At 55.0% G+C, this 20943-nt stretch carries 18 protein-coding genes; 12 read left to right on the top strand and 6 right to left on the bottom strand.

Annotation, left to right across the window (positions count from 1 at the left end; all coding sequences use genetic code 11):
- The first annotated feature begins 11 nt into the window (after nucleotides 1-11).
- From ycjS to D5066_RS09340, 5 genes are all read left to right on the top strand, one after another.
- Nucleotides 12-1070 (top strand): D-glucoside 3-dehydrogenase, encoded by a 1059-nt coding sequence (ycjS, locus tag D5066_RS09360; RefSeq protein ID WP_119915808.1) that lies wholly within the window; start codon nucleotides 12-14, stop codon nucleotides 1068-1070.
- Nucleotides 1064-3343, top strand: a complete 2280-nt coding sequence (locus D5066_RS09355) for a glycoside hydrolase family 65 protein (RefSeq protein ID WP_119915773.1) — start codon at nucleotides 1064-1066, stop codon at nucleotides 3341-3343. Before ycjS ends, D5066_RS09355 begins: the two co-directional genes overlap by 7 nt.
- The gene (pgmB, locus tag D5066_RS09350; protein ID WP_080329285.1) at nucleotides 3333-3998 is read left to right on the top strand and encodes a beta-phosphoglucomutase; all 666 of its coding nucleotides are present in this window, start codon (nucleotides 3333-3335) and stop codon (nucleotides 3996-3998) included. Before D5066_RS09355 ends, pgmB begins: the two co-directional genes overlap by 11 nt.
- 13 nt (nucleotides 3999-4011) lie before the next feature.
- On the top strand, nucleotides 4012-5094 hold the full coding sequence (locus D5066_RS09345) for an ABC transporter ATP-binding protein (RefSeq protein WP_119915772.1): 1083 nt from the start codon (nucleotides 4012-4014) through the stop codon (nucleotides 5092-5094).
- Nucleotides 5095-5160: 66 nt separating this feature from the next.
- Nucleotides 5161-6075: an OmpG family monomeric porin gene (locus D5066_RS09340; protein ID WP_119915771.1), complete on the top strand. Its 915-nt coding sequence runs from the start codon at nucleotides 5161-5163 to the stop codon at nucleotides 6073-6075.
- A gap of 33 nt (nucleotides 6076-6108) precedes the next feature.
- Here D5066_RS09340 and D5066_RS09335 read toward each other — a convergent pair whose 3' ends face one another.
- Nucleotides 6109-7119, bottom strand: a complete 1011-nt coding sequence (locus D5066_RS09335; RefSeq protein WP_080329282.1) for a LacI family DNA-binding transcriptional regulator — start codon at nucleotides 7117-7119, stop codon at nucleotides 6109-6111.
- A gap of 155 nt (nucleotides 7120-7274) precedes the next feature.
- Between D5066_RS09335 and D5066_RS09330 the strand changes: the two genes are divergently transcribed.
- The 3 genes from D5066_RS09330 (at nucleotide 7275) to tyrR (ending at nucleotide 11375) form a co-directional block, all read left to right on the top strand.
- Complete coding sequence (locus D5066_RS09330) at nucleotides 7275-8672, top strand: YcjX family GTP-binding protein (RefSeq protein WP_119915770.1); 1398 nt, start codon at nucleotides 7275-7277, stop codon at nucleotides 8670-8672.
- On the top strand, nucleotides 8669-9721 hold the full coding sequence (locus D5066_RS09325; protein WP_119915769.1) for a YcjF family protein: 1053 nt from the start codon (nucleotides 8669-8671) through the stop codon (nucleotides 9719-9721). The genes D5066_RS09330 and D5066_RS09325 overlap by 4 nt, the downstream gene beginning before the upstream one ends.
- Before the next feature lie 112 nt (nucleotides 9722-9833).
- Nucleotides 9834-11375: a transcriptional regulator TyrR gene (tyrR, locus tag D5066_RS09320; protein WP_119915768.1), complete on the top strand. Its 1542-nt coding sequence runs from the start codon at nucleotides 9834-9836 to the stop codon at nucleotides 11373-11375.
- A gap of 33 nt (nucleotides 11376-11408) precedes the next feature.
- On the opposite strand, the gene D5066_RS09315 is transcribed toward tyrR, so the two are convergent.
- Both D5066_RS09315 and tpx read right to left on the bottom strand, forming a co-directional pair.
- Complete coding sequence (locus D5066_RS09315; RefSeq protein WP_119915767.1) at nucleotides 11409-12617, bottom strand: aldose 1-epimerase family protein; 1209 nt, start codon at nucleotides 12615-12617, stop codon at nucleotides 11409-11411.
- A 274-nt stretch (nucleotides 12618-12891) separates the two neighbouring features.
- Nucleotides 12892-13398, bottom strand: coding sequence for a thiol peroxidase (gene tpx, locus D5066_RS09310; protein WP_119915766.1), 507 nt, complete (start codon nucleotides 13396-13398; stop codon nucleotides 12892-12894).
- A 108-nt stretch (nucleotides 13399-13506) separates the two neighbouring features.
- On the opposite strand from tpx, the gene ycjG reads away from it, so the two are divergent.
- Nucleotides 13507-14472 (top strand): L-Ala-D/L-Glu epimerase, encoded by a 966-nt coding sequence (ycjG, locus tag D5066_RS09305; protein WP_119915765.1) that lies wholly within the window; start codon nucleotides 13507-13509, stop codon nucleotides 14470-14472.
- Here ycjG and mpaA read toward each other — a convergent pair.
- Nucleotides 14463-15176 (bottom strand): murein tripeptide amidase MpaA, encoded by a 714-nt coding sequence (gene mpaA / locus D5066_RS09300; RefSeq protein ID WP_119915764.1) that lies wholly within the window; start codon nucleotides 15174-15176, stop codon nucleotides 14463-14465. The genes ycjG and mpaA overlap by 10 nt on opposite strands.
- A 185-nt stretch (nucleotides 15177-15361) precedes the next feature.
- Between mpaA and D5066_RS09295 the strand changes: the two genes are divergently transcribed.
- A complete protein-coding gene (locus D5066_RS09295; protein WP_119915763.1) occupies nucleotides 15362-16978 on the top strand; it encodes a peptide ABC transporter substrate-binding protein in 1617 nt (538 codons plus the stop codon).
- 97 nt (nucleotides 16979-17075) lie between these two features.
- On the opposite strand, the gene D5066_RS09290 is transcribed toward D5066_RS09295, so the two are convergent.
- Nucleotides 17076-17831, bottom strand: coding sequence for an SDR family NAD(P)-dependent oxidoreductase (locus tag D5066_RS09290; RefSeq protein ID WP_119915762.1), 756 nt, complete (start codon nucleotides 17829-17831; stop codon nucleotides 17076-17078).
- Nucleotides 17832-17988: 157 nt separating this feature from the next.
- Between D5066_RS09290 and D5066_RS09285 the strand changes: the two genes are divergently transcribed.
- A complete protein-coding gene (locus D5066_RS09285; protein WP_119915761.1) occupies nucleotides 17989-18858 on the top strand; it encodes an AraC family transcriptional regulator in 870 nt (289 codons plus the stop codon).
- On the opposite strand, the gene D5066_RS09280 is transcribed toward D5066_RS09285, so the two are convergent.
- On the bottom strand, nucleotides 18794-19780 hold the full coding sequence (locus D5066_RS09280) for an aromatic alcohol reductase (RefSeq protein WP_119915760.1): 987 nt from the start codon (nucleotides 19778-19780) through the stop codon (nucleotides 18794-18796). The genes D5066_RS09285 and D5066_RS09280 overlap by 65 nt on opposite strands.
- A gap of 142 nt (nucleotides 19781-19922) precedes the next feature.
- Between D5066_RS09280 and D5066_RS09275 the strand changes: the two genes are divergently transcribed.
- The gene (locus D5066_RS09275; RefSeq protein WP_119915759.1) at nucleotides 19923-20822 is read left to right on the top strand and encodes a LysR family transcriptional regulator; all 900 of its coding nucleotides are present in this window, start codon (nucleotides 19923-19925) and stop codon (nucleotides 20820-20822) included.
- Nucleotides 20823-20943 lie beyond the last annotated feature (121 nt).

Genomic DNA, 20943 nt, shown 5'->3' with positions numbered 1-20943 from the left:
GGATGACGAGCGTGATGAGTGCTTCTACACCTTCGCCTCTGCGCGTCGCCATTATTGGCGCCGGGCAGGTTGCGGACAAAGTGCATGCCTCGTATTACGCCACGCGCAGTGATGTTCAAATGGTGGCTGTCATGGACAGCCGCCTTGAGCAGGCACAGGCGTTCGCGGAACGTTATGCTATTCCATCGGCATGGCAGGACGCTCACGAGATGTTGCAGGCAGTAAAACCGGATGTGGTGAGCGTCTGTTCGCCTAACCGGTTCCATTTTGAACATGTGATGGCGGCGCTCGAGGCGGGATGCCATGTGATGTGCGAAAAGCCCCCGGCGATGACGCCGCAGCAGGCTGATGAGATGCGCATTGCGGCGCGCAAGGCTGGAAAAGTCCTGGCGTATGATTTTCACCACCGCTTTGCCCTGGACACCCAGCTCCTGCGCGATGCGGTAATGAACGGAACGCTCGGAGAAATTTACTTCACGTCTGCGCAGGCGCTGCGTCGCTGTGGTGTGCCGGGGTGGGGCGTTTTTACCAACAAATCGCTACAGGGCGGTGGACCGCTGATTGATATCGGCATCCATATGCTAGACGCCGCAATGTATGTCCTGGGTTTCCCTGCGGTAAAACGGGTGACCGCGCACAGCTTCCAGAAGCTGGGAAACCGTAAAAGCACCGGTCAGTTTGGCGAGTGGGATCCCACGCAGTTTACCGTGGAAGATGCCCTGTTTGGCACGATTGAATTCTGCAACGGCGGCATTTTGCGTCTTGACACTTCCTTTGCGCTCAACATCCGCGAGCAGTCGATCATGAACGTCTCTTTCTGCGGAGAAAAAGCGGGTGCAACGCTGTTCCCGGCGCACATCTATAACGACGAAGCCGGTGTTTTAGAAACCCTGACCCAGCGTGAAGAGGCTGACGATCAGCGTCATCTGCGCAGTATGGATGCCTTCGTGCGTCACGTGCTGGGAGAGCCCGTGATGATCGCTGATGCGGAACAGGGACTGGTTATTCAGCAGCTTGTTGGCGCGCTTTATGAATCCGCAGAAACAGGGGAAAGCGTGACACTATGCTGAACGTCTCTGTATTAACCGATCCGGGCTTTTGTCCACACAGCCTGAATAAATACGCCTCCATCATGGCATGCGGCAATGGCTACATGGGTATTCGCGCCGCGCATGAAGAAGAGTACACCCAGCAGACCAGAGGCATGTATCTCGCGGGGCTGTATCATCGCGCGGGACGCAACGAAACCACAGAGCTGGTCAATCTGCCGGATGTCACCGGGATGGATGTTGAGCTGGACGGCGTCAATTTCACGCTCCTGTCAGGCGACATTCTTGAGTGGCAGCGCGAGCTGGCTTTTGCCAACGGCGAACTGCACCGTAACGTTGTCTGGCGTTCACCGGACGGAAAACGCTACCGGCTGGAGAGTCGTCGTTTCGTTTCGCTGGACCAGTTGCCCTTAGTGGCTATGCAGCTCTCGATCACGCCCCTTGATGGCGCCACGCAGGCGGTGCTGAAAACCGGCATCGACGCAACACAAACGAACAGCGGCAGACAGCATCTGGATGAGATCTCGGTCAGGGTCTTTGACCAGCACTACATGCAGGGCGTGTATGAAACCCAGGACCGGGCATCTGAGGTTGTTGTTTCGGCGTTTTGTCAGCTCTCAGCGAAGAGCGACAGCTGTTTCACCGCCAAAAATCGCCGTCTCAGCGTTCACCATTCTCTGGCGATCGCTCAGGGTGACACTGTCACGCTTGAGAAAATCGTCTGGCTGACGCATCGCAGTGATAAAGCGCTGTCACAGGAGTCTTTCGCGCGCAACGCGCTGGCCGATCTCAAAGTCTCTGCCGCAAGAGGCTACGACGCGCTGCTTGAGAGCTCAGCGTATGCCTGGAACGCGGTCTGGCGTCACGCCCGGGTGGAGGTGGCTTCAGCAGAGCATCAGGATCAAATGGCGCTGGATTACGCCGTCTGGCATCTGACCGCAATGACGCCAGCCCATGACGAGCGCAGCAGTATCGCTGCGAAGGGGCTGACGGGAGAGGGGTATAAAGGCCACGTATTCTGGGATACCGAAATTTTCCTGCTGCCTTTCCATCTGTTCACCCGCCCGCAGATTGCCCGCAGCCTGCTGCGCTATCGCTGGCTTAATCTCTCAGGCGCACGGGAAAAAGCCCGTCGGAACGGCTGGCCTGGCGCGTTGTTCCCGTGGGAAAGTGCCGCAAGCGGAGAGGAAGAGACGCCAGAATTCGCGGCGATTAACATCCGTACCGGGGTACGCCAGAAGGTGGCCTCCGCGCTCGCTGAACACCACATCGTGGCAGATATTGCCTGGGCCGTCGTCACTTACTGGCAGGCGACACGCGACGATGCTTTTATGCGTAACGAAGGCCTGACGCTGCTGATGGAAACCGCCGCGTTCTGGATGGGACGCGCAACGGAAGTCAACGGTCGTCTGGAAATCCATGACGTGATCGGGCCGGACGAATACACCGAGCATGTAAACAACAACGCCTATACCAACTATCTGGCCTGGCACAACGTTGCCTGCGCGACCCAATTTATGGCGATGTTTGGACGTGAGGATGCGCGTTTTAAAGAGAATGCCGCACGGTTCCTGGCGCGCCTGTGGCTGCCAGAGGCCGACGCGGACGGTGTGATCCCGCAGGATGATACCTTTATGGCAAAACCTGCTATCGATCTGAGCCGCTATAAAGCCAAAGCGGGTAAGCAAACCATACTGCTCGATTACTCCCGCGCGGAAGTGAACGAAATGCAGATCCTTAAGCAGGCCGATGTGGTGATGCTGAACTACCTGCTGCCGGAACGGTTTACGCCGCAGCAATGCGCTGCCAATCTGGCGTTCTATGAACCGCGTACCATCCATGACTCGTCGCTGAGCAAAGCCATTCACGGGATTGTGCTCGCGCGTTGCGGCGACACCGAAGGGGCTTATGCCTTCTGGCGTGACGGCATCGGCATTGATTTGGGCGACGATCCGCACAGCAGCGATGAGGGTATCCACGCTGCGGCCACCGGCGCGATCTGGTCTGGTGCCATTCAGGGATTTGCTGGCCTGCAAATTATTGAAGGGGAATTGCATCTTGCGCCGAAGCTGCCTGCGCACTGGCAGAAGCTCGCCTTCCCGTTGCGGTGGCGGAACGTAACCATGCACTTCACCTGTGAAAACGAGGTGTTAACCATCGAATCCTCCGCACCTGTCACGCTGACGCTGTGGGGTCAAACGCTAACTATCACGGGGCGGAAGGTCTGCGCTTATAAGGACTTTCTTGCACCTGTTAATGGGACCGCTACCACGGAGGGGTGCCATGACGCTTAACGCTGTTGTATTCGATCTGGACGGTGTGATCACCGATACCGCACATCTTCATTTTCTGGCGTGGCGCGCCGTGGCGGAAGAAATTGGCATCACCTTCGATGAAGTCTTTAACGAACAGCTGAAGGGAATAAGCCGCATGGATTCTCTCCTGCGCATTCTGAAGCATGGCGGAAAAGAGGGGATGTTTAGCGAGGCGGAGTGCCTCGCGCTTGCGACGAAAAAAAACGCGCTTTATGTCCAGTCGCTGGCATCACTGACGCAGGATTCGCTGCTTCCAGGGATCCGCGACGTGCTGGCGGAGATCCGCGCCGCGAAGGTCAAAATTGGGCTGGCCTCCGTCTCGCTCAATGCTCCGGGGATCCTGCACGCGCTGGGGATCCATCAGGCGTTCGATTTTTGCGCCGATGCTTCCCGCATTCGCCGCTCCAAGCCAGACCCGGAGATCTTCCTCGCCGCCTGTGCAGGGCTGAACGTGCGTCCTGAAGAGGCCATCGGTATTGAAGATGCCGCCGCGGGCGTTGATGCAATCAACGCCGCGGGGATGCTGTCAGTAGGGATTGGGCCTGGCCTTAACCATGCGGGATTACAACTTCATTCAACGCGGGAACTGACCTGGACATGCCTGACAGCGTTCTGGGCGTCCCGGGCGTATTGATAAGGAATAAATTATGGCTCAACTGTCTCTGAAACATATTCAGAAAATCTATGATAACCAGGTCCACGTGGTTAAGGATTTCAACCTCGAAATTGAAGACAAAGAATTTATTGTCTTCGTCGGTCCATCGGGCTGTGGTAAATCCACGACGCTGCGAATGATTGCCGGTCTTGAGGAGATCAGCGCGGGTGAACTGATTATCGACGGCGTTTGCATGAATGACGTGCCTGCCAAATCGCGCGATATCGCAATGGTATTCCAGAACTATGCGCTTTATCCGCATATGACGGTTTACGACAACATGGCGTTTGGCCTGAAAATGCAAAAAATAGCGCCTGCGGTGATTGAAGAGCGCGTTAACTGGGCGGCGCAGATTTTGGGATTACGCGAATACCTGCAGCGTAAGCCTGGCGCGTTGTCCGGCGGCCAGCGCCAGCGCGTGGCGCTCGGCAGGGCGATCGTGCGTGAAGCGGGCGTCTTCCTGATGGATGAGCCGTTATCCAACCTCGATGCCAAGCTTCGCGTTCAGATGCGCGCTGAAATCAGCAAGCTGCACCAGAAGCTTAATACCACCATGATTTATGTCACGCACGACCAGACGGAAGCCATGACGATGGCGACCCGCATCGTGATCCTGAAAGACGGCATTATTCAGCAGGTGGGGGCACCGAAGCAGGTGTACAACGAGCCTGCAAATATGTTTGTCGCAGGTTTCATCGGCTCACCAGCGATGAACTTTATTCGTGGCGCTATCGACGACCGCTATTTCGTGACGGAAACGCTGCGTCTGGAGATCCCTGAGGACAAGCTCGCCGTATTGAATGCGCAGGGTTACCAGCGCAAAGCGGTCGTCTTCGGCATCCGCCCGGAAGACATTGTCACCCTGCAGAGCAGCGGGGAGGAGATTACGGCAAAAGTCAGCGTCGCTGAGCTGACCGGAGCCGAATTTATGCTCTATGCCGCCGTGGGTGGACATGAACTGGTTGTCCGCGCGGGCGCGGCAAATGACTACGCAGCCGGAGATAATATCGGCATTCAGTTCGATATGAATAAGTGCCATTTCTTCGACGCTGATTCCGAAGCGGCTATTAGATAAGAAAGGTGTTTGCCGGAAATGCAAATTTCCGGTTTTTTTGTTTGTTAATTATAAAGGGAATATTTAATGAGTACTCTACTAAGAAGTGCTGCGCTCGTTCTGTGCGCAGGGGTTAGCTGCGCGCAAGCAACAGAAACCGCAAAGCAGTGGGCGTTTAATATTGGTGCCATGTACGAAATTGAAAACGTCGAGGGTCAGGGCGACGATAAAGATGGATTGTATGAACCTTCCGTGTGGTTTAATGCGACGTGGGATGCATGGACGATCTCTCTGGCGATGTATCAGGAGGGGCCAGTTGATTACAGCAGCATGACGCGTGGCACCTATTTTGATCGCCCGGAATTTGAATTACGCTATCGCTTTATCGGCACCGATGATTTTACGTTCGGTCTGACCGGTGGCTTCCGTAATTATGGTTATCACTTTAAAGATGAGCACGGCGCTAAAGACGGCAGTGCCAATATGCAGCGCTACAAAGTTCAGCCTGACTGGGATATTAAATTAACCGACGACTGGCGCTTTGGCGGCTGGTTTGCCATGTATCAGTTTGCCAACGATCTGGAAAAAACCGGCTATTCTGACAGCCGCGTTGAGACCGAAACCGGTTTTACCTGGACCATCAACGAAACCGTCTCTGCGAAAGTGAATTACTATTTAGAGCGCGGTTTCAATATGGACAGCTCACGTAATAACGGCGAGTTTTCTACCCAGGAAATTCGCGCCTATCTGCCAATTTCATTGGGTCAGACGACGTTAACGCCTTATACCCGTCTGGGACTCGATCGCTGGTCAAACTGGGACTGGCAGGACGATCCTGAACGTGAAGGACATGATTTCAACCGTCTGGGTATGCTGTACGCCTATGATTTTAACAACGGATTATCCATGACGCTGGAATATGCCTATGAATGGGAAAACCACGATGAAGGTGAGAGCGATCGCTTCCACTATGCGGGTGTTGGCGTGAATTACGCGTTCTGAACATGATTTACCAGGGGCGTTTGCCCCTGGTTTTTAGCGTAATGCAGCCGCATCCGAAAAATGCGTTTCAACCAATACCTTATGCGGCGCAGGGTTACCCGCAATACGCTTAAACAACACGTTGCAGCTCTCTTCACCCAGCTTTCTCGTCGGGATATCAAACCCGCCTGGCGCAGGGGTTAAAACGAGAGACAGCATCGGATCGCTGTATCCTGCCATGGCAACCTGTTCGGGAACCTTCAGATTTAACTCATCCGCTGCTCGATAAAGGCCCAACAATTTCATGCTGTCAGTGGCAAAAACGGCATCGGGCGGGTTATCAGACGAAAGTAATTTGCAGGCCGCCTGGAGCGCGCTTTCATGGGTATATCCGCCATCAATAACCCATTCCGGATTAATGGCGATGCCCTGTTTTTCAAGGCTGGATTTATAGCCCGCAAGGCGATCGATAGAAACGTGATAATCGAGCGGGGCATGCAGACAGGCAATTTTAGTGCGTCCATGTTTAATAAACGACTCTGTCAATATGGCGCTATCCTGGAAATTGTCCGTATCGACGGAATATATATTCTGATATTCACCTTCCACTTTCCCGATAACGACCACGGGCACGCCGTATTCATCCAGCGTAGTGAAAAAAGATTCGTTTGCCGGGGAACTCAGCATGATGATCCCTTTGATCATCTTCTGCTTTATTTTACTTACACATTTCAGCAGATCGTCTTCACTGCTTTTTGAAGTTTGCAAAATAACGTCAAACCCTTCTTCTTCCGCTTTTGCCGTAATGGCATGAAGGACATCGGAGAAAAAAGGGTTACCAGCAGTGGTTTTGGTCGAACGGGTCGAAATAACCATAATGGCGTCGAAGCCAGAAGAGGTCAGGGCGCGAGCCAGTTTGTTGGGCTGATAATTTAATTCGTCTATTGCCTTCAGCACTTTGTCACGCGCTTCAGGAGAAATATTCGTTTGTTTATTCAGAACGCGGGAAACGGTTGATTTCGATACGCCCGCAACCCGTGCGATATCATAGATGGTGGGTGACATACACCTTACTCACTCCGGACTGACTGCAATGCCGTTCATCTTACTGGAGAGAAAACGGCAATAGCAATAAATAAGAATTGATAATCAACGATCTGCCCCCATTTATTGTATTCTGAAGCCATGCATTCCAGGCTTCCGGGCAACGAAGGATGGCGATGAAGCGACTTAAGAACGAACTCAATTCACTGGTGAACCGCGGCGTTGACCGACATCTGCGTCTGGCGGTAACTGGGCTGAGCCGAAGCGGCAAGACGGCGTTCATTACCGCGATGGTAAACCAGCTGCTGAATCTGCATGCCGGCGCGCGGCTGCCGTTGCTCAGCGCGGTACGGGAAGAGCGTCTGCTGGGCGTTAAGCGCGTACCTCAGCGTGATTTTGGCATTCCCCGTTTTACCTACGACGAAGGACTGGCGCAGCTTTACGGCGATCCGCCCGCGTGGCCGACGCCGACGCGTGGCGTCAGTGAAATTCGCCTTGCGCTGCGTTTTCGCTCAAATGAATCCCTGATGCGCCACTTTAAGGATACCTCCACCCTGTACCTGGAAATCGTCGATTACCCCGGCGAATGGCTGCTCGACCTGCCGATGCTGGCGCAGGATTACCTCAGTTGGTCCCGGCAGATGACGGGGCTGTTGCTGGGGCCGCGCGCCGAGTGGTCAGCCAAATGGCGACAGCTGTGCGAAGGGCTGGATCCGCTGGCACCTGCGGATGAAAACCGTCTGGCGGCCATTGCCGAAGCCTGGACGGACTATCTGCATCAGTGTAAGCAGGAAGGCCTGCACTTCATCCAGCCGGGCCGTTTTGTCCTGCCGGGGGATTTAGCGGGCGCGCCCGCGCTGCAGTTCTTCCCGTGGCCGGATGTGGACGGCGCAGGCGAGTCGAAGCTGGCGCAGGCCGACAAGCACACGAACGCTGGCATGCTGCGCGAGCGTTACAATTACTACTGCGAAAAGGTGGTCAAAGGCTTTTATAAAAACCACTTTTTGCGTTTCGACCGCCAGATTGTGCTGGTGGATTGCCTGCAGCCGCTTAACAGCGGGCCGCAGGCATTTAATGATATGCGCCTCGCGCTGACGCAGCTGATGCAGAGTTTCCATTACGGACAGCGAACACTGTTTCGCCGTCTGTTTTCGCCGGTGATCGACAAGCTGCTGTTTGCAGCCACAAAAGCCGATCACGTTACGGTCGATCAGCACGCCAACATGGTTTCTCTGCTGCAGCAGCTGGTGCAGGATGCCTGGCAAAACGCCGCGTTTGAAGGCATCAGTATGGATTGCCTTGGGCTCGCCTCGGTGCAGGCGACGCAAAGCGGGCTGATTGACCTTAACGGCGAGAAAATACCGGCATTACGCGGGAACCGGCTCAGCGACGGCGAACCGCTTACCGTGTATCCGGGCGAAGTGCCCGCGCGGCTGCCGGGGCAGGCCTTCTGGCAGAATCAGGGCTTCCAGTTTGAAGCCTTCCGCCCGCAGGCCATGAGCGTCGACAGGCCATTACCGCACATCCGTCTGGATGCGGCGCTGGAGTTTTTGATAGGAGATAAATTGCGATGACGGAACCATTAAAACCGCGCATCGACTTTACCGGTACGCTGGAGCAAGAGCATCAGGATGCGTTTAAAACGGCGCAGACGTTCAGCGGCGCGCAGGCAGATAATTTTGCCCCGGCGCTGCCGGACGATCCCGCCGTTGAGGAAGGTCCGGCGGAGGCGGTCGTGGAGGCCGCCCTGCGCCCAAAACGCAGCCTGTGGCGCAGGATGGTCACCGCTGGTCTGGCGCTGTTTGGCGTAAGCGTGGTTGGGCAGGGCGTGCAGTGGACGATGAATGCCTGGCAAACCCAGGACTGGGTGGCGCTGGGTGGATGTGCCGCCGGGGCGCTGATCGTGGGGGCGGGCGTCGGGTCGGTTGCCACCGAGTGGCGCCGCCTGTGGCGTTTGCGGCAGCGCGCGCATGAACGTGATGAAGCACGGGATCTGCTCCACAGCCATGGCACAGGAAAAGGCCGCGCCTTCTGTGAAAAGCTGGCCAGCCAGGCGGGTATCGATCAGTCGCATCCGGCGCTTCAGCGCTGGTATGCCGCTATCCATGAAACCCAGAATGACCGGGAGGTGGTCACGCTCTATTCCCATATGGTTCAGCCGGTGCTGGATGCCCAGGCGCGGCGTGAGATTAGCCGCTCGGCGGCGGAATCCACGCTGATGATTGCCGTCAGCCCGCTGGCGCTGGTGGATATGGCCTTTATCGCCTGGCGTAACCTGCGCCTCATCAACCGTATCGCGAACCTTTACGGCATAGAGCTGGGTTACTACAGCCGGATCAGACTGTTCAAACTGGTCCTGCTCAATATTGCGTTTGCCGGTGCGAGTGAGCTGGTGCGCGAAGTGGGGATGGACTGGATGTCGCAGGATCTGGCGGCGCGTCTCTCCGCCCGCGCGGCGCAGGGTATCGGCGCGGGATTATTGACGGCGCGTTTGGGTATCAAAGCGATGGAAGTGTGCCGTCCGCTCCCCTGGATTGATGGCGATAAGCCGAGGCTGGGCGATTTCAGGCGTGAATTGATCGGCCAGCTCAAAGAGACGCTCAATAAAAAACCGGCTCCGTGAGGTTTTGTTCACTAATCGTGCTGGCTGTCAATATTTGTTGACAGCCATCTTCCGGTTCACCGTGATCTGACATATCATTTTAACGTTATTGGCTTAAAACGGTGAATTTCCCATGCGTCTTGAAGTCTTCTGTGAAGACCGTCTCGGTCTGACCCGCGAGTTACTCGATCTTCTTGTTTTACGTAGCATTGATTTACGTGGCATTGAGATCGATCCTGTCGGGCGAATTTACCTCAATTTTGCCGAAATTGAATTTAATACCTTCAGCAGCCTGATGGCGGAAATCCGCCGTATCGCTGGCGTTACGGATGTACGCACCATTCCCTGGATGCCATCCGAGCGTGAGCATCTGGCCCTGAGCGCACTGCTGGAAGCGATGCCTGAGCCATTCCTCTCCCTTGATCTGAAAAGCAAAGTTGAGCGCGTCAACCACGCGAGCTGTCAGCTTTTCGCGCAGAGTCAGGAGAAGCTCAGCAACCACCACGCCGCGCAGCTGATCCCGGGTTTTAATTTCCAGCGCTGGCTGGACAGCAACCCACAGAACACGCACAGCGAGCATGTGGTGATAAACGGACAAAATTTCCTGATGGAGATCACCCCGGTCTATCTGAAAGGGGAAGGAAATACCCGTGTACTGACAGGTTCGGTGATCATGCTGCGCTCGACGTTACGTATGGGGCGCCAGCTGCAAAACCTCTCCAGCCAGGACGTTGGCGCATTCAGCCAGATTATTGCCGTCAGCCCGAAAATGCGCCACGTGGTTGACCAGGCGCGCAAGCTCGCCAGTCTGACCGCGCCGCTGCTGATAACCGGCGGTACCGGCACCGGGAAAGATTTGCTGGCCCACGCTGTGCATCTGGCAAGCCCGCGTGCGGCAAAACCGTATCTGGCGCTTAACTGCGCCTCTATTCCGGAAGATGCCGTCGAAAGCGAGCTGTTTGGGCACGCGCCGGAGGGTAAAAAAGGGTTCTTCGAGCAGGCCAACGGCGGCTCCGTACTGCTGGACGAGATCGGCGAAATGTCGCCGCGTATGCAGGCCAAACTGCTGCGTTTCCTGAACGACGGCACCTTCCGCCGCGTCGGTGAAGATCACGAAGTGCATGTGGACGTGCGCGTCATTTGCGCCACCCAGAAAAACCTGGTGGAGCTGGTGCAAAAGGGGATTTTCCGCGAAGATCTCTACTACCGTCTCAACGTCCTGACGCTGAATATTCCACCGCTGCGCGACTGCCCGCAGGATATCATGCCGTTAACAGAGCTGTTTGTGGCCCGCTTTGCCGACGAGCAGGGCGTTCCACGTCCGAAGCTCTCAGCGGATCTCGGCACGGTTCTGATGCGCTACGGCTGGCCGGGCAACATTCGTCAGCTTAAAAACGCCGTTTATCGTGCGCTGACGCAGCTGGAAGGCTATGAACTGCGTCCGCAGGACATTCTGTTGCCGGATTACGACGCGGGAACGGTATCGGTCGGCGAAGAGGCGATGGAAGGCTCGCTGGATGAGATCACCAGCCGCTTCGAACGTTCAGTGCTGACGCAGCTTTATCGCAACTACCCAAGTACGCGCAAACTGGCAAAACGCCTTGGCGTCTCGCATACGGCGATTGCGAACAAGCTGCGTGAATATGGTCTGAATCAGAAGAAGGGTGATGAATAACAAAAAGCCTCTGTAAAGAGGCTTTTTTTACGCTTATTCCTTTGCCAGCGGCGTGGTAACAATCTCGGTTTTGGCCTCTCCCTGAATGGCCGCAATCCTGCTTTCCACCTCTTTTACCTGCTGCGGACTGTGAAGCAGGGTATAGGTCAGATCAAACTGAGCGCTGGCACCGGGCTGAAGCTGTTTAACGCGCTTTTGCTCACGTTCAATCGTGACGGGGTAGGCATAGCTGGTGCCTGGCTCAATCCCCGTCACATACCCCTGTTTTGGTGTATCGGTGTTTTTCCACAAGGTCAGCACGGGCAGCTGGCGGGTATCAAACTGAATTGACGCGCCTTTATCACCGGCTTTGTTCACCACCGCCGCGAGAGTTTCGTGGTTGGTGTCCGCGAGCGGTTTGATGTTAAAGACCATCTCATCAAAGCCTTTTGTCGGCCCCGCATAGGTTTGCCAGTCGTTAACGCCTGCTTTCGCGTAGTCGTTAAACGGGCTTACGCTTGCCGCCGGGGCAAGGAAGCGCGCGCCTTCTTCGAGGATTGGCGTGCCAAAGTTGCTGTGATAGATGATTTGGTAATCATGAGGGTAATCGGCATGGTTTGTCAGAACGTCATGCAGGCTGAACTGGTTGGTTCCTGGAACGTAACGCAGTTCGGTCATGGTTTGCAGATCCGCTTTTTTGAACGTGCTCTCTTTGATGAGTCCGCGAATACGAATTTCATGCGGGGCGGCATCTGCAACGTCCACCTCTACCTGGGATGCCGGCGTATTCCCCGCCTTGCCGTGCAGGGTATACATCTGGCCGTCAGCGGTAACCGGGTGCCCCGTCCATTCGTAGCCACAGCGGACCATCATCTCGTTGAAACCTTCCAGCCAGCCGAGTCCGTTTCGACTTTCAAGATTGATATATGCCGGGTTGACGACCTCTTTAACAGGCGAATTCCACCCCAGCCTGGTGCCAAACCCTTCCACTTGCAGAAGGTTCATCCCGCGCGACGGGCTTAAGGTGATTGTCAGGCCGTTTTTGCTGCTAATGACGATAACTTTACTGCCTTCCTGCTTTCCGCCGTGCAGCACTTTTTGCTCAATGCTGAACGTCCTGTCGTTAATTTTCAGCTCATCGCTGGAAATCTTCCAGTTTCCTTTTTCCACACTGCTTTCAGCGCTGGTCAGCACCCAGGTTTTTGCCGAGGCATGACCAGAAACCAGTACCGCAAGGAGCGTTAAAGCCAGTTTTGTTTTCATATTTATCCCTTTTTGCTGAAACGATTATTTTCTTTCGTAAGCAAATCTAATGTTTTGGCGAAAAAGAAATGTGATATGTCTCACTGTGGGCGAATATACGAAGTTTTAACGAATTTGTTGCGAATTAGATCGCTAATTTTCTGAATTTATAAATGTATCTTGCATAAAAACTGTGAGAAATACCCATTAATGATTTAACGATTCAGCAAGAAGGTAATAAAAAACCCCGCCATGGCGAGGTTTTGAAAAAGCGGTATACAATGCTAAGTAATGATTATGCTTTCAGCGTTTCCAGCGCGGTGGTGTAATCCGGCTCGGTAGTGATTTCATTAACCAGTTCGCTGAATACAACGGTGTCGTTTTCATCAAGAACCAGTACAGCGCGTGCTGCCAGACCTTTCAGTGGGCCTTCGGCGATGCTGACGCCGTAGTTTTCGAGGAAATCCGGGCTGCGCAGGGTGGAGAGGGTGATAACGTTGCTCAGGCCTTCAGCGCCGCAGAAGCGAGACTGGGCGAACGGCAGGTCAGCAGAAATGCACAGCACAACGGTGTTGTCCATTTCAGTGGCCAGCTGGTTGAACTTACGCACGGATGCGGCGCAAACGCCGGTATCAATGCTTGGGAAAATGTTCAGCACTTTGCGTTTACCCGCAAACTGAGCCAGTGTGACGTCAGACAGATCTTTAGCCACCAGAGTAAAAGCCTGCGCTTTGCTGCCAGCCTGCGGAATGGAACCTGCAACAGCAACCGGGTTGCCCTGGAAATGAACGAGTTGTGACATAGATATCTTCCTGTTTACATATAGTTAACGTCGGGGCTAGTGTATGTCATCAGCAGATAACACGGCAAACCAAATTTTTTCGCCTTACCGGGCCGCAAGGAGTCAGTGATGAGAAGCGTTAAGGTCTATGAAGAAGCCTGGCCATTGCATACCCCGTTTGTGATCTCCCGCGGCAGCCGAAGTGAAGCCAGCGTGGTGGTGGTTGAAATTGAAGAGGACGGTTTTAAAGGTGTCGGGGAATGCACGCCTTACCCGCGCTATGGGGAAAGCATTGCGTCGGTGATGGCGCATATCATGACGCTGGTGCCAGACCTGCAAACAGGGCTCACGCGTGAGGCATTGCAGCAGCGGTTACCCGCCGGGGCGGCGCGTAACGCCATCGACTGCGCGCTCTGGAGCCTGGAGGCCGCTAAACAGCAGCAATCGCTGACGTCGCTGTTAGGTGTGGCTCTGCCGGAGGCGATCGTTACGGCGCAAACGGTGGTGATTGGCGAGCCGGACCAAATGGCAGCCAGTGCGAAAGCGCTCTATGACGCCGGGGCCCGGCTTCTGAAGGTAAAACTCGACGATCGTCTGATCAGCGAGCGGATGGTCGCCATTCGCTCGGCGGTTCCCGCAGCCACGCTGATTGTTGATGCCAACGAGTCATGGCATCCCGAAGGGCTGGCCGCGCGCTGTCAGCTGCTGGCTGACCTGGGCGTGGCCATGCTGGAACAGCCTTTGCCCGCGAAGGATGACGCGGCGCTGAAGAATTTTATCCATCCGTTGCCCATCTGTGCGGATGAAAGCTGCCACACACGCGAGAGTTTAAGCGAGCTGCAGGGCCGCTACGAGATGATTAATATTAAGCTCGACAAGACCGGCGGGCTGACAGAGGCGCTGGCCCTGGCGGAAGAAGCCCGGGCGCAGGGTTTTTCACTGATGCTGGGCTGTATGCTCTGTACCTCCCGGGCGATCGGCGCGGCGCTGCCGCTGGTGAATCAGGTCAGTTTCGCCGATCTGGATGGTCCGACATGGCTGGCGGTTGACGTGTCGCCAGCACTCAGTTTTACCAGCGGCGTGCTTCATCTCTGAGGCTGCCAGCGCAAAAGCTCAACCATGGCTTTTAAGTATTTTTCGCTGGCCTCGTCGGAGGAGATCGGCGGGAATTCAGCGGTAATGCAGGGCAGGCTCAAATCGGCGCACCAGCTTCCGAACGATCCCGGCGTTTCATAGCCCACGCTGGTGACGAGGGGCAGGGCGAACGCGTCTGCCAGCCATGCCCCTAGCTCAGAGTGGCGCGGATCTTCAATGCAGGCCAGCGGATCGTGGAAGGATACCACCCATGCCGGGTGGATCTTATGTATAAGCTGGCACAACGCCTGCGTTTCCGGCTCTGAGCCCGGTTTGTCTCCCGTCAACAGCACCACATCACGCTCCTCGGCGGAGCTGTTCCAGCGGTACACCGTTTCCCCGGCGCGCCAGTTTGCTGCCGGGAAATTACGGTTTAAGTCAACGCCTCTCGCATTGGCGCGAAGCCCAAGCTGACAGCCGTCCGGGTTAACCGCCAGAATCACGTGATGACGTCGCAATGAAGGCGTCAGCGTCCGCAGCGCGCAGGAAAGCGTCACGATGGAGGAGTTCTCATCCCCGTGCGTGCCGGCAAGAATCAAGCCGCTTTCGCGGTCTGCGTCGGGGGCGGGAAACCAGATCAGCGATGCGCCTAAAAATGAACGGCCATATTGCTCAGCGCCCGGCGGAAAGGCGCCGCGTTCCGCTCTCGGTCGGGTGGTTGCCATACGAAATCCTGATAAAGAAGTCACTACTGGCAGTGTTGTGCAAAACCCGCGGTTAATCAAATAGTTTCCGTAACGGCTGAGAATTGCCTTAAATCACTATTCAGGCGTAAGTTATTTGCATTTCTTTTTGTCGAAACAAATAATTACGCAACTGCCTGTTACCTGAATTCTTTAGAGGGGATCTTATGAAGCATCCTGTTTCGCGTCTTTTTGCCGCATTGTGCCTGTGCGGACTTACTTCACTTTCCTACGCTGCCGATGTGCCGCAGGGCACGGCGCTGGCGCAAAAGCAGGAGCTGGTCAGACACATTAAAGATGAGCCCGCGTCGCTGGATCCGGCGAAAGCCGTGGGGCTGCCAGAGATTCAGGTGATTCGCGATCTCTTTGAAGGCCTGGTTAATCAGAATGAGAAAGGTGAGCTGACGCCGGGCGTGGCGACGCGCTGGCAGAGCAACGATAACCGAATCTGGACGTTTAGCCTGCGCGACGACGCGAAATGGTCTGACGGTACGCCCGTCACCGCCGAGGATTTTGTCTACAGCTGGCAGCGTCTGGTTGATCCGAAGATCACTTCGCCGTTTGCCTGGTTTGCGGCACTGGCGGGCATCCACAACGCACAAGCCATTATTGATGGTAAAGCCGCGCCCGATACGCTGGGGGTAACCGCCGTAGATGCCAGAACGTTACGCGTTCAGCTGGACAAACCGCTGCCGTGGTTCAGCAACCTGACGGCTAACTTTGCCTTTTATCCGGTGCAAAAAGCCAACGTCGAAAGCGGGAAAGAGTGGACACGACCGGGCGCGTTAGTGGGGAACGGCGCTTACGTTCTGAAGGATCGCGTGGTCAATGAAAAACTGGTTGTGGTGCCCAATACGCACTACTGGGACAATGCCAAAACGGTGCTGCAAAAAGTGACCTTCGTGCCGATTAATCAGGAATCGTCGGCCACCAAACGCTACCTGGCAGGGGATATTGATATTACCGAATCGTTCCCAAAAAACATGTATCAGAAGCTCCTGAAGGACATTCCGGGACAGGTTTATACGCCGCCTCAGCTGGGAACATATTACTATGCCTTTAACACCCAAAAAGGCCCGACGGCGGATGCACGGGTTCGTCTGGCGCTGAGTATGAGCATCGACCGTCGTATCATGGCGGAAAAGGTGTTAGGGACGGGAGAGAAGCCCGCCTGGCACTTCACTCCTGACGTGACGGCAGGGTTCACCCCGGACGCCTCGCCATTTGAGCAGATGTCGCAGCAGGAGCTGAACGCTCAGGCAAAAACCTTGCTGCAGGCCGCAGGCTACGGTCCTCAGCGTCCGCTGAAGCTGAACCTGCTGTATAACACCTCGGAAAACCACCAGAAAATCGCGATCGCGGTGGCCTCCATGTGGAAGAAAAATCTCGGTGTGGATGTCAAACTGCAAAACCAGGAGTGGAAAACCTACATTGATAGCCGTAACACCGGCAACTTTGATGTGATCCGCGCGTCATGGGTGGGTGATTACAACGAGCCATCAACGTTCCTGTCATTGCTGACTTCCACCCACAGCGGCAATATCTCCCGCTTTAACGACCCTGCCTACGATAAGATCATCCAGCAGGCGACGCTGGAAACGACGGCGAAGGCGCGCAATGCGGACTACAACATGGCGGAGAAAATCCTGATGGAGAAGGCGCCCATCGCGCCAATTTATCAGTACACCAACGGTCGCCTGATTAAGCCCTGGGTGAAAGGCTACCCGATCAATAACCCGGAAGACGTGGCGTATAGCCGGACGATGTATATTGAAAAGCACTAATCAAGTACTGGCGCGGCTTGCGGCGCCAGTTCCTCTTTTCTGATCATCACCCGCTACAGCAGAAAGCATCATTTTTCTGACGGTATTTTTTGCGTATTCAGATGGTTTGCCCGCCCGACACTTCAATGCGCTGTGCGGTTACCCAGCGGTTATCATCACGCAGCAGGCTGGCGACCATCGGTCCGATATCGTCGGGAACGCCGACCCGCCCGAGCGCAGTCATCGCGGCAAACTGCGCGTTGACATCAGCGTTGTCGCGAACAAGGCCGCCGCCAAAATCGGTTTCAATGGCGCCTGGCGCGATGGTATTGACGGTGATGCCGCGCGGGCCCAACTCGCGTGCCAGATAAACGCTGAGCATTTCCACAGCCGCTTTTGCCGCCGCGTAAGCGGAGAACCCAGGGTACGATACCCGGGTCAGGCCGGACGAGAAGTTAATGATGCGCCCGCTGTCCGCCAGCAGAGGTAAAAGGCTCTGGACCAGGAAAAATACCCCTTTGACATGGACATTGAACAGCCCGTCGAACTGCGCTTCGGTGGTCTCGGCCACCCCGGCAAACTCGCCATGACCTGCGTTATTTATCAGGTGGTCGAAGGTGTCGCGCTGCCAGACTTCGGCGAGTTGTTGACGTAGCGTTTTGGCAAATGCCGGAAAACTCGTCGTCTGCGCCATATCCAGTTGAAGCGCGATCGCCTTGCGACCAAGGGTGCGGATTTCCGCGACTACCGCTTCAGCCTGGTGGGTATTTCCTCTGTAAGCGACGATAATATCACCACCCTGACGCGCGATAGAGAGGGCGGTGTTACGGCCGAGACCACGATTGGCGCCGGTGATAAGTGCAATTTTACTCATGGTGTATCCTCTGTTTGGTGGAGCTTTTACAGTAGGAGAAGGGCACTCATCCACATTGCCTGATTCTGGTTATCTTTTGCCTGTTTCTCTTTTCATGGTTTGTTCTGAAGAGAATGGCAGCATACTATGGCTTAAAAACTTGCCTGAAAGAGTGTCTATGCGCGATCTCCTGTTCGATCTTTGCCGCCGGTATGCCGATGCTCACGTCGACCGTAGCGGGGTTGCCGTAACGCCGGTTCCAGGGTTGACGATTATCCGGGCTTTGCATCCTGGCGAATTGCAGGCGGCGATCAACAGACCGCTGATGGCGATGCTTTTACAGGGCCGCAAACGCGTCGCTACGGGGACGGAAAGTTTTGAATATGGCCCCGGAGAGGCGATGGTCATTGCCGCTGATGTGCCGACCCTCAGTCAGATTACCCAGGCCAGCCTTCGCCATCCCTACTATTCACTGGTGTTGGAACTGGATATCGCCATCCTGCGTGAGTTGCAGGATGCTGTACCAGCGAAGCAGGGGGGAGCCCCTTGCGTTGGGGTTGAGCCAATGAATGCTGACGTGACGGATGCGGCTTACCGGCTGGCAAGGTTGTTTGAACAACCGGAGGCGATGGCGGTTCTTGGGGATGGGCTACGGCGAGAGCTGCATTACTGGTTGCTTCGCAGTGTCCATGGTCCTGCTATTCGCGCCCTGGGGGCGGCGGATAGCCACTCAGGGCGGATTAGCCGCGTGGTCGCAATGTTGCGTAAGGAGTTTACACGTACGATAAGCGTTGAGGAGCTTGCTGGCGTGGCGGGCATGAGCGTGTCCGTATTCCATCAGCATTTCCGCGCTATAACCACGATTTCCCCCCTGCAATTCCAGAAACAACTCCGCCTTATCCATGCCCGCCGCCTGATGCATGTCGATGGCACAAAGATCGCGCAGGCGGCGTATACGGTCGGTTATGCCAGTGTTTCGCAGTTTACCCGCGAATATGCCCGCATGTTTGGCGCGCCACCGGGTCGGGATAAACGCAGGGCGACATAACGTTTTTAAGCCATGATTCAATACCTTGAGTCGGTATATTCTTCTGTACATTCCAGGTATTACTCATCGGCCACCACATCCCGTCTCCTCGGGCGAAGGCCGCCCGATAGCGAAGCATCTGGTCATCCGGATTTAAATGCAGTGCATCCAGTAGCGCGGGTAGGGTCAATACATCTTTGGTGAAGGTTTGATTTGTCACGCGTTCTACGGTTTCTGCCAGTTTTCCGTATGATGTCGTTTCACCTGCGACAAATATCACTTCATTTACGATCCGCGGCTGATGCAAATAAATTTCGGTGGTGAGTCGGCCAATATCCGCAGGTGTTGTCACGGTAACTTGTGTGTCCCATCCTCCGAGCGCATTAATGGTTTTTTCGGATAAATTCACCACATCAAATGCCGGTTCGAAGAGAAAGCTGGTAAACATACCGGTTGAAACAATCACCCATTCCGTCGCGTCCTGTTCCCGCAACAGCGTCCTGACATCATACTGCTCGTCCCAGACGGGCTGGCCGCTTCCTTTGCCGACCACATCGTAATTCACGCCGAACTGCCATGGGAAATAGCGGCTTACACCGGCTTCCAGTACCGCGCGGGTAATTTTGATCTGTGTACCTGCTCCGGCAACAAACCCCATGCAGTTGATCACGGTATCAAAATCCAGAAAGTGGGTTTTTAACGTTTCAGTGGAACTGTCGGCGACATCGACCGCGATGAATTCTGCTCCTGCATCAGCCAGTTTTTGATGAATTTCAGACTGAAGCTTACCCCGGCTGTCCCAGGAGCCTGGCGATACGATAACGGAGACAGCGCCATCGCGCTGCGTGACTGCAGGAACCAGATAGTCCAGAACGGCAGCGCCCAATTGTCCTGCACCAAGCACTAATACTTTTTCACCTGTTTTGATATCACGTTCTTTCATGCTGAGCCTCGCTTTGTTAAATCGCCTGTCTACTTCGGCTTGAGCAAGGTTATGTCAGCTGAACGTATTCGATAAGACAACAGGCATAAGTTAGACTGTTCGTATAAATGGGATAATTGACCTTTTCAGGCGCGGTGGGAATATGGATAAACTGGAATCAATGCGGGTCTATGTTTGCGTAGTCGATACCCATAGCTTCGCCAGAGCGGCAGAAGTGCTGGGGCTACCGCGTTCAACCGTATCGCGGGTCGTTAAGGAACTGGAGACCTTCCTGGGTATCCAACTTTTACAACGTACCACCCGGAAACTCAATGTGACCGCAGAGGGCCAGCGTTACTATGACGAGAGCAAACGACTGCTGTCGGATATCGCAACGATGGAGTCTTCCTTTCCCGGCAGATCCGCACGGCCCAGAGGCCGTTTTAAAGTGGGGATGCCGCAGTCTCTCGCCCGACATTCCATTCTTCCCGTGCTCCCGGAATTTCTGCGCCAGTATCCCGAGCTGGAGTTGATACTCTGTTCCAGCGATAGCGTAGAGGACATTATTCAGGAAGGGTATGACTGCGTAATTCGCACCGGAAGGATTGAAGATTCAACGACGCTGGTCGCGCGACCTCTGGCTAACTTCAGGTGGGTTGTTCTGGCCTCTCCGGACTATATAGCCGCCTGTGGTAAGCCGAAAAATCTCGACCAACTGGAAAAGCATTATGCAGTCGGCTACCTGAACCACCGCACCGGGCGTACTATCGACTGGTTTTTTACGCGTGATGACGGCGATTGCGCAATCCGCATGAAAGAAACATTAATCGTCGATGACACCGACGCCTATATCCAGGCCGGAATTCAAGGGCTTGGATTAATTCGCGTGGCCAGCTATCTGGCCGAGCCGTATCTGAAGAGCGGGGCGTTGGTTCGCTGTATGGAGGACGTCTCTTTCGATTTACCGCTTTCGCTTGTCTATCCACAAAACCGCTATCTCCCGCCTTCGGTACGCGCCTTTTATGACTGGAGCAGAGCGGTGCTACACCAACATGGTGACTGACGCTCGATAGCGCCAGTTTTGCTTAATCGCCGGAAATAAAAAAAGCCCGTCAGAGAACGGGCGAAATAAGCAAATGATTTAGTGATTCGTTATCAACGTTGTTGGAGGATAACGACGCGTA

This window comes from Enterobacter chuandaensis, from assembly GCF_003594915.1.
Classification (GTDB): domain Bacteria; phylum Pseudomonadota; class Gammaproteobacteria; order Enterobacterales; family Enterobacteriaceae; genus Enterobacter; species Enterobacter chuandaensis.
Note: the sequence above shows the minus strand (reverse complement) of the source record. Positions and strands in the feature narration are given on the sequence as shown.

Bases quoted from the DNA above. Each gene is read 5' to 3' on its own strand.
- D5066_RS09355 (WP_119915773.1), top strand. From the start codon at position 1,064: ATGCTGAACGTCTCTGTATTAACCGATCCGGGCTTTTGTCCACACAGC.
- pgmB (WP_080329285.1), top strand. From the start codon at position 3,333: ATGACGCTTAACGCTGTTGTATTCGATCTGGACGGTGTGATCACCGAT.
- D5066_RS09345 (WP_119915772.1), top strand. From the start codon at position 4,012: ATGGCTCAACTGTCTCTGAAACATATTCAGAAAATCTATGATAACCAG.
- D5066_RS09340 (WP_119915771.1), top strand. From the start codon at position 5,161: ATGAGTACTCTACTAAGAAGTGCTGCGCTCGTTCTGTGCGCAGGGGTT.
- D5066_RS09335 (WP_080329282.1), bottom strand. From the start codon at position 7,119: ATGTCACCCACCATCTATGATATCGCACGGGTTGCGGGCGTATCGAAA.
- D5066_RS09330 (WP_119915770.1), top strand. From the start codon at position 7,275: ATGAAGCGACTTAAGAACGAACTCAATTCACTGGTGAACCGCGGCGTT.
- D5066_RS09325 (WP_119915769.1), top strand. From the start codon at position 8,669: ATGACGGAACCATTAAAACCGCGCATCGACTTTACCGGTACGCTGGAG.
- tyrR (WP_119915768.1), top strand. From the start codon at position 9,834: ATGCGTCTTGAAGTCTTCTGTGAAGACCGTCTCGGTCTGACCCGCGAG.
- D5066_RS09315 (WP_119915767.1), bottom strand. From the start codon at position 12,617: ATGAAAACAAAACTGGCTTTAACGCTCCTTGCGGTACTGGTTTCTGGT.
- tpx (WP_119915766.1), bottom strand. From the start codon at position 13,398: ATGTCACAACTCGTTCATTTCCAGGGCAACCCGGTTGCTGTTGCAGGT.
- ycjG (WP_119915765.1), top strand. From the start codon at position 13,507: ATGAGAAGCGTTAAGGTCTATGAAGAAGCCTGGCCATTGCATACCCCG.
- mpaA (WP_119915764.1), bottom strand. From the start codon at position 15,176: ATGGCAACCACCCGACCGAGAGCGGAACGCGGCGCCTTTCCGCCGGGC.
- D5066_RS09295 (WP_119915763.1), top strand. From the start codon at position 15,362: ATGAAGCATCCTGTTTCGCGTCTTTTTGCCGCATTGTGCCTGTGCGGA.
- D5066_RS09290 (WP_119915762.1), bottom strand. From the start codon at position 17,831: ATGAGTAAAATTGCACTTATCACCGGCGCCAATCGTGGTCTCGGCCGT.
- D5066_RS09285 (WP_119915761.1), top strand. From the start codon at position 17,989: ATGCGCGATCTCCTGTTCGATCTTTGCCGCCGGTATGCCGATGCTCAC.
- D5066_RS09280 (WP_119915760.1), bottom strand. From the start codon at position 19,780: ATGAAAGAACGTGATATCAAAACAGGTGAAAAAGTATTAGTGCTTGGT.
- D5066_RS09275 (WP_119915759.1), top strand. From the start codon at position 19,923: ATGGATAAACTGGAATCAATGCGGGTCTATGTTTGCGTAGTCGATACC.